Origin of the sequence: Bradyrhizobium lablabi, from assembly GCF_001440475.1 — a bacterium.
GTDB lineage: Bacteria > Pseudomonadota > Alphaproteobacteria > Rhizobiales > Xanthobacteraceae > Bradyrhizobium > Bradyrhizobium lablabi.
Genome location: NZ_LLYB01000090.1, coordinates 334 through 12853 on the forward strand (window position 1 = coordinate 334; position 12520 = coordinate 12853).

General features: G+C 64.2%; 13 protein-coding genes and 1 pseudogene. 8 read left to right on the forward strand and 6 right to left on the reverse strand.

The window, feature by feature from the left end; translation table 11 throughout:
- Positions 1–1135: ABC transporter transmembrane domain-containing protein (locus CQ14_RS25920; RefSeq protein ID WP_245320517.1), on the reverse strand; the 1135-nt coding region annotated here is incomplete at its 3' end.
- A 128-nt stretch (positions 1136–1263) separates the two neighbouring features.
- Positions 1264–1554, reverse strand: coding sequence for a hypothetical protein (locus CQ14_RS25925; RefSeq protein WP_057860671.1), 291 nt, complete (start codon positions 1552–1554; stop codon positions 1264–1266).
- Positions 1555–1804: 250 nt separating this feature from the next.
- On the opposite strand from CQ14_RS25925, the gene CQ14_RS25930 reads away from it, so the two are divergent.
- A complete protein-coding gene (locus tag CQ14_RS25930; protein ID WP_057860672.1) occupies positions 1805–3049 on the forward strand; it encodes an NAD(P)/FAD-dependent oxidoreductase in 1245 nt (414 codons plus the stop codon).
- A gap of 15 nt (positions 3050–3064) precedes the next feature.
- Here the strand turns inward: CQ14_RS25930 and CQ14_RS48350 are convergent.
- Both CQ14_RS48350 and CQ14_RS25940 read right to left on the reverse strand, forming a co-directional pair.
- A pseudogene (locus CQ14_RS48350) lies at positions 3065–3169 on the reverse strand (PEPxxWA-CTERM sorting domain-containing protein); the annotation flags it as partial.
- Between the two features lie 445 nt (positions 3170–3614).
- Positions 3615–4454, reverse strand: coding sequence for a hypothetical protein (locus CQ14_RS25940; protein WP_057860674.1), 840 nt, complete (start codon positions 4452–4454; stop codon positions 3615–3617).
- 525 nt (positions 4455–4979) lie between these two features.
- Here CQ14_RS25940 and CQ14_RS25945 point away from each other — a divergent pair.
- From CQ14_RS25945 to CQ14_RS25970, 6 genes are all read left to right on the forward strand, one after another.
- The gene (locus tag CQ14_RS25945) at positions 4980–5897 is read left to right on the forward strand and encodes an ABC transporter permease (protein ID WP_057860772.1); all 918 of its coding nucleotides are present in this window, start codon (positions 4980–4982) and stop codon (positions 5895–5897) included.
- Positions 5894–6775, forward strand: coding sequence for an ABC transporter permease (locus tag CQ14_RS25950; protein WP_057860675.1), 882 nt, complete (start codon positions 5894–5896; stop codon positions 6773–6775). The genes CQ14_RS25945 and CQ14_RS25950 overlap by 4 nt, the downstream gene beginning before the upstream one ends.
- Complete coding sequence (locus CQ14_RS25955; RefSeq protein ID WP_057860676.1) at positions 6772–7749, forward strand: ABC transporter ATP-binding protein; 978 nt, start codon at positions 6772–6774, stop codon at positions 7747–7749. The genes CQ14_RS25950 and CQ14_RS25955 overlap by 4 nt, the downstream gene beginning before the upstream one ends.
- Positions 7746–8696 (forward strand): ABC transporter ATP-binding protein, encoded by a 951-nt coding sequence (locus CQ14_RS25960; RefSeq protein ID WP_057860677.1) that lies wholly within the window; start codon positions 7746–7748, stop codon positions 8694–8696. Before CQ14_RS25955 ends, CQ14_RS25960 begins: the two co-directional genes overlap by 4 nt.
- A 46-nt stretch (positions 8697–8742) precedes the next feature.
- Complete coding sequence (locus tag CQ14_RS25965; protein ID WP_063800424.1) at positions 8743–10272, forward strand: ABC transporter substrate-binding protein; 1530 nt, start codon at positions 8743–8745, stop codon at positions 10270–10272.
- Between the two features lie 163 nt (positions 10273–10435).
- Positions 10436–10675 (forward strand): PilZ domain-containing protein, encoded by a 240-nt coding sequence (locus tag CQ14_RS25970; protein WP_057860773.1) that lies wholly within the window; start codon positions 10436–10438, stop codon positions 10673–10675.
- Positions 10676–10691: 16 nt separating this feature from the next.
- On the opposite strand, the gene CQ14_RS25975 is transcribed toward CQ14_RS25970, so the two are convergent.
- Positions 10692–11396, reverse strand: coding sequence for a glutathione S-transferase family protein (locus tag CQ14_RS25975; protein WP_057860679.1), 705 nt, complete (start codon positions 11394–11396; stop codon positions 10692–10694).
- Between the two features lie 109 nt (positions 11397–11505).
- Here CQ14_RS25975 and CQ14_RS25980 point away from each other — a divergent pair, with 109 nt between their 5' ends.
- A complete protein-coding gene (locus tag CQ14_RS25980) occupies positions 11506–11859 on the forward strand; it encodes a winged helix-turn-helix transcriptional regulator (RefSeq protein ID WP_057860680.1) in 354 nt (117 codons plus the stop codon).
- A gap of 33 nt (positions 11860–11892) precedes the next feature.
- Here the strand turns inward: CQ14_RS25980 and CQ14_RS25985 are convergent, their stop codons facing one another.
- Positions 11893–12474 carry a CGNR zinc finger domain-containing protein gene (locus CQ14_RS25985; RefSeq protein ID WP_057860681.1) on the reverse strand — a complete coding sequence of 194 codons (582 nt, stop codon included), beginning with the start codon at positions 12472–12474 and terminating at the stop codon, positions 11893–11895.
- Positions 12475–12520: the final 46 nt, after the last annotated feature.

Sequence of the window (12520 nt, forward strand, 5' to 3'; positions counted from 1 at the left end):
CGCTCGGGCCGACGATGCCGAGCGCCTGGCCGCCGCCGAGCTCGAATGTCAGGTCCCTGATGACAGGCTCCTTGCGCGTCGGCAGCAGGCAGCGCAGTTCGCGCACCTCGATCGTGTTGCGCGCCCGCGGCACGATGGTGTGCGGCGGCGTCAGATCGATGTCCCCGAGCAGCTCGCGCACTTCCGCATAGGCCTCGCGCGCGCCGATGAACTGCTTCCAGGTGCCGACCGCCTGTTCCACCGGAACCAGCGCCCGGCCCATCACAATGCTGGCCGCGAAGATCGTTGCCGGCGTGATGGCGTGGTCGATGGCAAGCCAGGCGCCGGTGCCGAGCATCAGCGATTGCAAGAGCAGGCGGAAGAAGCGGATCGAGGAGGTCATCACCGCGTTCTTGTCGCTGGCCTGCGCCTGTTGCAGCAGCATCGACGAGCGCTGGCTCTGCCAGTTGCGCTCCACCGCCGGCTGCATGCCCATCGCGCGGATGACGTCGGCATGGCGCAGGATGTTTTCGGTGAACACGTAGGACTGGTTGCCGGCGGCTTCCGCTTCCTTCATCGGCTCGCGGGTCATCACCTCGTTGAGGCCCGCAAGCCCGAGCAGCAGGATGGCGCCGATGGTCGCGACGACGCCGAGCAGGGGATGGATGAAGAACAGCAGCATCAGGTAGATCGGGATCCACGGCAGGTCGAACGCGAAATAGATGCCGGGGCCGGTCACAAAGGTGCGGAACTGATCGAGATTGCGCAATTGCTGCGCGCCACGCGATGCGCCGCGCTGCGCCGAGCGGACCACCAGCGCCTCGAACACGCGCGCCGACAATTCCATGTCGAGGCGGATGCCGCAGCGGATCAGGATGCAGGAGCGCACCGCGTCCAGCGCCGCCATGGTGAGCAGCGCGATGGCAAGGATCAGGGTTAGAAGGACGAGCGTGGAGACATTCTCGTTCAGCAGCACCCGGTTATAGACCTGCATCAGATAGAGCGGCGAACTCAGATAGAGCAGGTTGATGCCGCTGGAGAACAGCCCGGCCCACAGAAAGTGCGGCCACAGCGCGACCAGCGCCTGGCGAACGTCATCGATCCGGCGCCGTGGGGCTATGGATTCGTCGAGGGCGGTCAGCGTGCCCGTAGGCATCAGGCGATCACCTTAAGCGAGTTGATACAATGCTGCGCGATCGGCTCGTGCAGCGCAGGCCGTAAAGACGTGACGTGGGGATGCGCTCCCCACGCCGCGCGTTTTTTGAATGTCTGGCTTAGCCGGAGTTAGGCGAGGCCGTGGAGCAGGCCACCGACATCGAGATGGCCGACATCGCCGCTGGCACCGATCAGGGTCGGTGCGGAAACCGAAGTGTCGACACCGTCGAGCCCGGCAGAGAGATCGATGCTCGGGTTCGTCTCGATGACGGCGCCGAGATCGAGCGTGTGCGAGAGGTCCGCCGTGGCGCCGGCGCTGGCCGAAGCACTGCCGCCGGCAGTTGCGCCGCCAAGGACGCCGGTGGCGGTTCCGAGCAGGCCATCGACGGTACCAAGCAGGTTTCCGAGTAGTGCAGCCATGTAGTCAACTCCTATGAAGGTTGGCTGGAATGCGACGAACGTCGCGCTGCACAAAGCTTCGGGAGTCGAGAAAGGTTGCGGACTCACATGCGGCCATTTGGTGATCATTTGTTGGGAGGGGGAACTGGCGGGGTCGCGAACACGCGCGTCGTATGCCGCCATGCGCTGTGGCATCGTCACTGCATCGAAGCCGGGCATTGGCGTGCGGGCGATGATATGAAATGTTCCCGTGACAGTAATTGGAAAGTCGATGTCGGAACGAAATGCAGATGTCGTGGTGCTCGGCGCGGGCATCGTCGGCGTGTCAACAGCCTATGCCGCGCGGCAGCGCGGGATGTCGGTCGTCCTGATCGACCGGCGCGAGCCGGGCAGCGAAACCTCCTACGGCAATGCGGGCATCATCAGCAGCGGCTCGGTATCGCCGCTCAACAATCCGTCGCTGTGGAAGTCGCTGCCGAAATATCTGGGCAACCGCCATGCGGCATTGCGCTGGAATCCGCTCTGGGCGGTACGAAACGCGGGATGGGTCGCGCGTTTCCTGGCGAATTCGGCGACCTCACGGTTTGAGCCACGGGCGACCGCGCTGCATGGGCTGATCGGTGCATCGGCCAGGCTGCACCGGGAATGGATCGTGAAGGCGGGGGTGGGGCATCGGCTTCGCGAAACCGGCTGGCTCCGCGCGTGGCGCAGCGATGCGGTCGCGTCGGCGAAGCAGGAGCAGGCGATGCTGGCCGACTACGGCATCGCCAGCGAATTGCTCGACCGCCAGGCCATCTCCGCGCTCGAGCCTGACATCGTGCCCGTTTACAAAGTTGGTTTGCTGCATACAGAGACCGCCTCGGTCGATTCGCCGGGCGCCGTGGTCAAGGCCTATGCGCGGATGCTTGAGGGCGCCGGCGGCGAGGTCAGGCGGGCAGAGATCAAGGCGATTACTCCGGACGGCAATCGCTGGCGCGTGGTGCTGGCCAGTGGCGAGATTTCGGCGCGGCATGTGGTGGTTGCGCTCGGACCCTGGTCCGCGGACATCTTGCGGCCGCTTGGCTATCGCGTCCCGCTCGCCTTTGAACGCGGCTATCATCGCGAATTCAAGCCGAACCCGGCGCGTTCGTTGCGCCGTCCGGTCTACGACATCGACGGCGGCTTCATCATGACCCCGATGGAGCAGGGCATCCGCGTCACCTCGGGCGTCGAATTGACCGATCGCGATGCGCCGTCGTCCTTCGCCCAGCTTGACCAGGTCGTTCCGCTCGCACGCGGCGTCGCCGAATTCGGCGACGCCGTCGGCGAAGCATGGCGCGGCTCGCGGCCGACGCTGCCCGACAGTCTGCCGATGATCGGGCCAGCCCCGCGACATGCCGGGCTGTGGCTCGCGTTCGGCAACCAGCATATCGGTTTTACGACAGGTCCCGCGACCGGCGCCGCCATTGCGGCCATGATCAGCGGTGCGCCTTCGTCTTACGATGTCGCCCCGTTCGCGCCGGGGCGCTACATCTGAGCCGATGACGACCGATCACGCTGCGATCGAAGTCGCCTTCGGTTTCCGGCGGTAGGCGATGAAGCCAACGCCGGCGAAGCCGAGGATCATCATTGCCCAGGTGGAAGGCTCGGGAACGGCGCCCGTCACAAAATTCGAGCTGAAACTGTCGGCGTTCAGGCGGAGGTCTTTGAAGGTAATCGTGTTGAAGCTGCTGCCGGCATATTCCTCGAGCAGAAACACGTCGAGCGTGAGCTGCTGGTTGGTGAAGCCCGAAATCGTAAACGTGCCGCCGTTGGCGCCGGGAGCGTAGGTCAATGAGTTGATGCTGAGAAAATTATTGACGTGAACGTCGGCAGAACTGGCGAAATGAAACACATCGGAAAAACTGTTGCTCGCATTGTGCAGTTCCAACCCGGCTTCTCCGTCCGGGCGCGCGCCCATCTTGCCGCTGCGCTGATCGGCTTTCGAAGGGCACGGACGCCACGGCGGATTGCGGAACCACGCAGCATCCATTCGAGTCAGTTCGAACGGTCTTGATCTCGCCTACCGCGGGGACGCGCCAGGCTTTCCTGGTCCCGCCACTCTATCCTTGCGACAAACGCCGCTGGCGCAGCGTCGCAGCGCCAGCGGCGATCAGCATGAGGAAGCCGACAGCTCCGCTCACCCCGGCGATGACGAAGAACGGCCGCACCTCTGCGTCGGAGCTGAGGTCGAGCACGATCGGTGGCGACGCGATCGCGATGTTGTTCTTGCGGTAGTGCTCCCTGACGGCCCCCGGGAGACCATCACGCACCAGAACGCCCGATTGCGTTATCTGGAAGGCTGGCGTCCGCTGCGGAAGCGTCGGCATGCTGCTGCCACCGGGCGGTATATCGGCCGGCATGTTGGCCTTCATGAAATAGACGAGAGGCTGGCCCGGGCGCCAGGTCGGTGGCGTCAAAGGAGTGTAGCGGTCGAGCGTCGTCGTGCCGGCGGATTTACTTCCGAACTCGACGACGTATTCGGTTCGCGCGATGCCGGTGATTGTCACATGGGTTGATCGCGGCGTGTCCCCTTTCGACAGATCGAGGCTCTCGACCTCGAACGTCTCCGTCGACTTCGCATAGCCGTACCAGCCGGCCCCAACCGCGACCGCCAGGGCCACGACACCCAGAAGCGCGAAAATCGCGGGTGATCCGGCGCCCGAGCCGGCACTGCGCAATTGATCCTGCATGCCGGTAAGACTGATGAGCACGGCCGCGGGACTGAGCAGGACCAGAAGCGAAACGATCAGGGTGAGCTTCAATCCGTAGGAGCCGAAGTGCTCCAATTGCCACTCGGCGGCCAGCCGAAAGAGCCCGGAGTAAGAGTACCACTCGTAGAAAATATAAGCGCAGGCTGCCGCGAAGTAGAGCCAAATGACCCATTTCAGACCGGACTTCATCATTCCTCCAGTGCCAGCATCGGCCGCAAATACGCAACGCGACGCTCGGTCGGGATTGCGTCAATCCTGCGGTGCGGACTGAGACATATTTGGGACGTCACGGAATAAGACGGATGGCTTGCGTTTTTTCCTTGGAGGAGCCCGCGAAAATGTTCGGCTGCACCCGCCCGGCAGCATGAGGCTGAGCGTCCCAAGCAAGGCGCCAACACCAACTCGCATCGCTCGAAAAATGGGCGTCGGCCTTTCGAAAAGTCACGCCGGGGAGGGCGCCGAAGCCCTGCGACATCTTGGGCCAGCGGATACTGATGCCGAATTGGTCCGGGAATGGCCAAGTTCCTCAATCAAGAAGGGACGAGAGATTGCATTGCCCGTTGGCACACACATTGCAATCATCGCAAAGGTCTGTCGTCGGGCGGGAATTCGTTGCAATCGTCTCTTGCATGGGGCGACAGTTTGGTGACACTTGCGCGTGCTTCGCCGACCTGAGAATGCGCCTGCGCGCCGGTCGGCGCTGGAGTTTTGGGGATGTTGCGTTTGATTGCCCGCCGCCTTGCTCTCGGTGTGCTGGTCGCACTGACCGTGATGACGCTTGCATTCCTGTTGACGCGGCTGTCGGGCGATCTTGCGGTTTCGATCGCCGGCCCTTCGGCGACGCAGGCCGACGTCGAGATCGTGCGCAAGGCCTATGGCCTCGATCGCCCGCTCTATGTCCAGTTCTTCGCCTGGGTCGGCCGCGCCATGGTCGGCGATTTCGGCCAGAGCTATTTCTTCAAGGACAGCGTCGCCAACCTGATCCAGAAGCGCCTGCCGATCACGCTGACGCTTGGCCTCGTCGGCCTGAGCCTTGCCTTGATGATCTCGCTGCCGCTCGGCATTTTGGCGGCGCTGCGCGAAAACACCTGGATCGACCGCAGCGTCACCATGTTCACGATGGTCGGGCAGGCGATTCCTAGCTTCTGGCTGGCATTGATCCTGATGATCGTGCTCGGCCTGCAGCTCGGCGTGCTGCCGATCTCGGGCACCGGCACCTGGCAGCATTTCGTGATGCCGGGCATCGTGCTCGCCTTCACCGCTATCCCGGCACTGACGCGGCTGACCCGTTCCGGCATGATCGAGGCGATGGCCTCGGACTACATCCGCACTGCGCGCGCCAAAGGCCTGTCGCGGGCGCGCATCATCTTCAAGCACGCGCTGCGCAACGCCGCCATTCCCGTGGTGTCGATTGCGGCCGTGCAGCTCGGCTTCATGCTGGGCGGCTCGATCGTCATCGAAACCGTGTTCGCACTGCATGGCGTCGGTTATCTCGGGTGGGAGAGCATCGCCAAGAACGATTTCCCCGTGGTGCAGGCGGTGGTGCTGGTGCTGGCCGTATTCTATATCGGCCTCACGCTGCTGGCCGATATCCTCAATGCGCTGCTCGATCCGAGGCTCAGGACGGGATGAGCGAACCGATTGCCATTCAGGCGCCGCAGCCGTCCAGCATCGCCACCTCCCGCATCGGCACGGCGGGCTTTGCGATCGGCATCGCCATCGTCGCGATCGTCCTGTTCGCCGCGCTGTTCGGCAATGCGCTGGTGCCGGCGGATCCGTTCACCCAGGATCTCGGCAATCGTCTCAAGCCGCCGTTCTGGATGGAAGGCACCCAGGCGGGTCACCTGCTCGGCACCGACCAGCTCGGGCGGGACTATCTGGCGCGGCTGGTCTATGGCGCTCGCATTTCGCTGCTGATCGGCATCATGACGGTTATCACCTCGGGCCTGATCGGCATCACGCTCGGCGTGCTCGGCGGCTTCTTCGGCGGCCGCGTCGATGATTTCGTTTTGTTCGCGATCACCACGCGGTTGTCTATCCCGGTCGTGCTGGTCGCGCTTGCGGTGGTCGGGCTGATGGGGTCGGGCCTCGGGCTCGTCGTCGCCACCCTTGGCCTTCTGTTATGGGACCGCTTTGCCGTGGTCGCGCGCGCCACCACCATGCAGGTCCGCAACAACGACTATGTCAGCGCCGCCTGGTGCGCCGGCGCCTCGATGCCGCATATCCTGATCAAGGAGATTTTGCCGAACATCGCCAGCCATCTCGCCGTGGTGGCGACGCTGGAGATGGCGCTGGCGATTTTGCTGGAGGCTGCGCTGTCGTTCCTTGGGTTGGGTGTACCGCCGCCGCTGCCGTCCTGGGGCCTGATGATCGCCGAGGGCAAGGACTACATGTTTTTTTCGCCCTGGGTGATCATGATTCCCGGCGTCGCGCTGTTCATCCTGGTGCTCGGCATCAATCTGGTCGGTGATGGCCTGCGCAACCTGCTCGGCGCGGAGCGGCTCAGATGAGCACGCTTCTGGAAATCGAAGGGCTCGAGGTGACATTCGGTCGCACCGCCGCAGTGCGCGGCGCCTCGTTCCGGGTCGAGCGGGGCGAGACCCATTGCCTGGTCGGCGAATCCGGCTGCGGCAAATCGGTGAGCGCACTCGCGGTGATGAGCCTGCTCGCCCGCGGTGGCCAGCGTTCAGCGAAGAAGATGAGCTTTGCCGGCACCGATCTCACCTCGCTGTCGGACCGCGAGATGGCGCGCATCCGCGGCAACCGCATGGCGATGATCTTCCAGGAGCCAATGACCAGCCTCAATCCGGCCTTCACCATCGGCTCGCAGATGGCGGAGGTGATGACGCGCCACAAGGGCGGCTCGCGTGCGGCCGCGCTCGATCGCGCCGCCGAATTGATGGCCCGCGTCGGCATCACCGCGCCCGGCATGCGGCTCGGCCAGTTTCCGCACCAGCTCTCGGGCGGCCTGCGCCAGCGCGTGATGATCGCGATGGCGCTGATGTGCGATCCGGAACTCTTGATCGCCGACGAGCCGACCACCGCGCTCGATGTCACCGTGCAGGCGCAGATCCTGCGGCTGCTGGCCGGCCTCAAGCGCGAGCTTGGCCTCTCGATCCTGCTGATCACCCATGACCTCGGCATCGTCGCCCGCGTCGCCGATCATGTGTCCGTCATGTATGCCGGCGAGGTGGTCGAGCGCGCGCCGACCGCGGAATTGTTCCGCGCGCCGCAACACCCTTACACGCGCGGCCTGCTGTCGTGCGTGCCGGTGCCGGGCCGGGTGCAGCGCGATCGACCGCTCGGCTCGATCCCGGGCGTAGTGCCAGCGATCGGGGCGGGCTTTGCCGGCTGCGCATTCCGCTCGCGCTGCGGACATGCCGACGAGACATGCACGCGCGCGATACCGCGGCGGCAGGCGGGCGACGCGCATGATTATCTTTGCCGGCTCGAGCCGGACTGGGCGGAGCCGCAACCCGCATGACCGCCGCGATCGAGGTTCAGAATTTACGGTGCGAGTTTCGCGTGCGCACCGGCGTGATGTCGCAGGAAAAGCGCGTGATCGCGGTCGACAATGTCACATTCAGCGTGCCGGCCGGCAGCGTGCTCGGCGTCGTCGGCGAGTCCGGCTGCGGCAAATCAACGCTGGCGCGCCTGATCCTCGGGCTGCTCAAGCCGACGGCGGGCACCGTGCTGGTCGATGGCAGGAGCCTGTTCGATCTCGACCGCAAGGCGCGGGCGCGGCTGATCCAGCCGGTGTTCCAGGATCCGTTCGCGTCGCTCAATCCGCGCCGGCGCATCAAGGACATCGTGGCGCTGCCGCTGGCGGCGCAGGGCACGTTCTCTCGCGGCGAGATCGAGCGCCGCGTCGGCGGCATTCTGGAGCGTGTCGGTCTCTCGGCCGCGATGGGCGAACGCATGCCGGCGCAACTCTCCGGCGGACAGCGCCAGCGCGCGGCGATTGCCCGGGCGCTGGTGCTGGAGCCCCGGATCGTGATCTGCGACGAGCCGACCAGCGCGCTCGACGTATCGGTGCAGGCGCAGATCCTCAATCTGCTGGCCGATCTGCGCCGCGATCTCGGGCTGACCTACCTCTTCATCAGCCACAATCTCGCGGTCGTCGAGCATGTCGCGAGCGAGGTCGCGGTGATGTATCTCGGCCGCTTCGTCGAGCGCAACGAAACCGACGCGCTGTTTCGCACGCCGCGGCACCCCTACACCAAGGCGCTCTTGGAAAGCGTGCTGACGCCGGAGCCGGGCAAGGGCGTGCCGGATATCGGCCTCGGCGACACCATGCCCGATCCGTCCAATATTCCGCCGGGCTGCCGGTTCAACCCGCGCTGTCGCATCGCGGTCGAGCGCTGCCGGCATGAGACACCAACGCCCATGGTCCGGCCGCCCGCGGGGATGGTAGAATGTCATCTGGCATGAGGGGCGTGCTCACGCCGCCTGTAAACGGAAAATAATGGAGAGCGATATGCGCATGCAAAACAAGCTCCGTGCTGCAATTCTGGCGGCGGTTCTGTCGGGTGTCGGGGCGTTGCCGGCAGTGGCGCAGAAATCCGCCGATACGCTGCGCATCGTGATGCGCGACGCGCTGCCCAACATCGATCCCTTCTACAACAATCTGCGCACCGGCGTGGTGATGCACCATCAGGGCTGGGACGCGCTGGTCTATCGCAATCCGGACACCTTCAAGCTCGAGCCATTGCTCGCCACCGAGTGGAAGCTGCCGGACCCGACCACGATCGAGTTCACGTTGCGGCCCGGCGTCAAGTTTCACGACGGCAGCCCGCTCACCGCCGACGACGTCGTCTACACCATCAACCTCGTCGCCGATCCGGCGAGCCGCGTCTCGACGCCGTCGAACTACAACTGGATCGACAAGGCGGAGAAGACCGGCGACCTGTCGGTGCGCGTCACGCTGAAGCGGCCGAATCCCGCGGTGCTGGAATATTTCGCGCTGGTGCTGCCGATCTACCCCAAGGCCTACCGCGAGAAGGTCGGCGCGGAAGGCTACGCCAAGGCGCCGGTCGGCGCGGGTCCCTACAAGATCACCAAGGTCGAGCCGGGCGTCTCCATCGACTTCGAGCGGTTCGAGGATTACTGGGCCGGCAGCCCAAAGGGCAAGCCGGCGATCAAGAAGATGAGCGTGCGCTTCGTGCCTGACGCCGCGACCGAGATGACGGAATTGCTCGCCGGCCGCGCCGACTGGATCTGGAACATGAATCCGGACCAGCTCGAATCCGTGAACCGGATGCCGCACCTGCAGGCGGTGCGCAAGGAATCGATGCGGATCGGCTATCTCTCGCTCGACGCAGCCGGCCGCACCGGCGCCGACAATCCCTTGACCAAGCAGAAGGTGCGTCAGGCGATCTGGCACGCGATCGATCGCAAGGCGATCGCCGAGAAGCTCGTCACCGGTGGCAGCCGCGTCCCGGGCGCGCCGTGCTTCCCGTCGCAGTTCGGCTGCGATGCCGAAGCCGCGGTGGCCTACGACTACGATCCCGCCAAGGCAAAGAAGCTTCTCGCCGAGGCCGGCTATCCCGACGGCTTCGAGGTCGAGCTTGCAAGCTACGTGCTGCCGCAATGGGGATCATCGGTCCAGAACTATCTGCACGCGGTCGGCGTCCGCGCCAAGCTCAACCAGCTCCAGACCGCGGCGCTGATCCAGCGCGCCAAGGCCGGCGAACTCAGGATGTATCTCGGTAGCTGGGGCAGCTATTCGATCAACGACGTCTCGGCCATCATGCCCAACTTCTTCGACGGCGGCGCCGACGACTATGCCAGGGATCCCGAGGTGCAGAAGTCGCTGATCCAGGGCGGATCATCCATCAACCCGGAGATCCGCAAGGAGGCCTATTCGGCGGCGATCAAGAAGATCACCGAGCAGGCCTACTGGGCGCCGCTGCACACCTATGTGACGACTTACGGTCATTCCAAGCAGCTCGACTTCACGCCGTATCCGGACGAACTGCCGCGCTTCTATCTGGCGAAGTGGAAGTAGGACGGGCCGTCACTTGTGCGTTCGTCATATGCACTGCGCGGGGCATTAGCCCCGCGCCCGCGACCCGGCGCCCCGACATTCCGGAATATTTAATTTTTCGGCCGCATAGTCCGGTTTTTAATTGCTGTCTCCTTTGATGTTGATGTCCCGCGGAGTTTTCGCGATGGTCGAAACCCGGATTGCGCCACGTGTCCGTGTCATGAAGGCCGCCAAGATCGAGTATGGCGGCGACAAGTATGTCTGTACCGTTCGCGATATATCCACCACAGGCGCGGCGCTGGATTTTCCGGACCTGATCCGTATTCCCAATGAATTCACGTTGATCCTCCCTGAGGACGGATTGAAGCTGCCTTGCCATGTCGTTTGGCGCAGGGAGTACAGGGTTGGCGTCGCGTTCGACTAGCCTTGGCTTTGTGAGTTCAGTCGCCGAACCGCTCGATGACATCCGCGAGCGGAATATGCCCGGCACAGGCGCCTGTCCCCGAACCAATGTCTCCGCTCTCCAGCGCCGTTGCATAAATGACGGCAGGGTCGGCCTCGATGCGCCGGCGTAGGGCGGCGAGTTTTGGCCAGCGCGAGGGATCGGCGACCTGATGGAAGTCGAGCCATCGCGCGACGCCGATCAGAATGCCGTCGGCCAGCGTCGGGCGCTCGCCCATGAGAAAAGGGTGATCCCCGATCACGGCTTCGAGCTTGTCATGCCGCTCGATCACCCGGGCGGCGCCGAACTCACGCAGCGATGCCTGCAGTTGCGGGTTCGGTTTCGTCATCTCCATCGCGACCCAGAGCGGTGAGAAGGCTCCAGTGAAGCCGGTGTTAACAAAGGCCATCAGCTGGTGCATCCGGTCTGCTTCCGGCGAAAGCGGTTCGAAGCTGATGCGTCGCTCGCTGTCTCTTGCCTCGATCCAACCGGCGATCGCCATCGTCTCGGTCAGCGCGCGCCCTGCATCCGTAATCAAGACCGGCGTTTCATGCCGGGCATTGATCCGGGCATAGGAAGGATCGCGCATCTCGCCGAGCATATCGACCCGGCAGAGACGATAGGGTTTGCCGAGCCATTCGAGAGCGGCGACAAGCCCCATCGAGCTTCCGGCCGGGAAGCCATAAGTGAGAATCGGTTCCACTGGTTTGTTCTCCGTGATTTCTGTCGATCACGCTGCGCAGCGTGACTGGAAACTACCGATCGCGCCGCCCAAGTAAATGACGCACCTTTTTGTAACCACGAGTCATCGGATGAAAGATCTCGTCTCCCGCTGCCCGATCGAGGAAGTGATGCAGGTCATCAGCGGTCGCTGGCCCGGCCTCCTGATCTACTATCTGAAGCAGGGCACCAAACGCTTCAGCGACCTGCGCAGGGACAACCCCACCATCTCGCACAGGATGCTCACGCTGGAGCTTCGCAAGCTGGAGGACGCCGGCATTGTCGTGCGTACTGAATTCGAGGGATATCCGTTGCGCGTGGAATATGACCTGACGCCGGCGGGCCTCAAACTGGTGCCGCTGCTAGACGCCCTCGGTGACTGGTGGGATGCGACTGAAGCCGGTCGCAGTCAGGCCGGCACGTTGCCGGTGCAGGCCACCGAATAATCTGCGAGCAGTTGCCCCAGGCCGACAAAGCCATCAATCGCCGCGGCGCTGGCGGTCGCGATAGGCTCGGGTCTTCTCCCGGTTTCCGCATCGGTCCGATGAACACCAGCGGCGATTGCCCGGCTTGGAGCGGTCGTAGAAGACCCAGTGGCACTCGTCGGAACTGCATATCTTCATGCGTTCAAGCCTGCCGCTGTCGGACAGGCGCACGAGCTCGGCCAGCACGCCGCCAAGCCCGCTGCTCGCGCGCCGCACGACCGGCCGCAGATCGAGCGAACGCTTCCGGGAAGCCGTGACCGACAAGGGAAAGCGGGCGGCGGCGCGTTCAAGCTCGATGGCCGCCGCGCCCTGCTGCGCCGGCGATGAGCCCAGGAATTGTCTGAGGGCTGTGCGCAGCTCCAGCGCTTCGCGGTGCTCGGCGTGCGAAATCCTTGTGCCGGATTTTAGCAGGCCGCGCGTCTGCAGCCATTTTTCGAGCCGCGCCGGCGTCTCCAGCTCGTCACCGGGCTCATGCGCGACGCCCTGCTCGACATATCGGCGCTGGTCGACCGAGTTCACGAAATCGTACAGCAGCGCGATATCGCCCGGAACCGGGAATTTTTCCGAAAGTCTCATAACACCAGCATAATCTTTTTACTGGTTTCTGCAACCAGCACCTGTT

Coding starts and splice junctions, on each gene's coding strand:
- CQ14_RS25925 (WP_057860671.1), bottom strand. CDS start 1,554: ATGGCTGCACTACTCGGAAACCTGCTTGGTACCGTCGATGGCCTGCTC.
- CQ14_RS25930 (WP_057860672.1), top strand. CDS start 1,805: ATGTCGGAACGAAATGCAGATGTCGTGGTGCTCGGCGCGGGCATCGTC.
- CQ14_RS25940 (WP_057860674.1), bottom strand. CDS start 4,454: ATGAAGTCCGGTCTGAAATGGGTCATTTGGCTCTACTTCGCGGCAGCC.
- CQ14_RS25945 (WP_057860772.1), top strand. CDS start 4,980: ATGTTGCGTTTGATTGCCCGCCGCCTTGCTCTCGGTGTGCTGGTCGCA.
- CQ14_RS25950 (WP_057860675.1), top strand. CDS start 5,894: ATGAGCGAACCGATTGCCATTCAGGCGCCGCAGCCGTCCAGCATCGCC.
- CQ14_RS25955 (WP_057860676.1), top strand. CDS start 6,772: ATGAGCACGCTTCTGGAAATCGAAGGGCTCGAGGTGACATTCGGTCGC.
- CQ14_RS25960 (WP_057860677.1), top strand. CDS start 7,746: ATGACCGCCGCGATCGAGGTTCAGAATTTACGGTGCGAGTTTCGCGTG.
- CQ14_RS25965 (WP_063800424.1), top strand. CDS start 8,743: ATGCGCATGCAAAACAAGCTCCGTGCTGCAATTCTGGCGGCGGTTCTG.
- CQ14_RS25970 (WP_057860773.1), top strand. CDS start 10,436: ATGGTCGAAACCCGGATTGCGCCACGTGTCCGTGTCATGAAGGCCGCC.
- CQ14_RS25980 (WP_057860680.1), top strand. CDS start 11,506: ATGAAAGATCTCGTCTCCCGCTGCCCGATCGAGGAAGTGATGCAGGTC.
- CQ14_RS25985 (WP_057860681.1), bottom strand. CDS start 12,474: ATGAGACTTTCGGAAAAATTCCCGGTTCCGGGCGATATCGCGCTGCTG.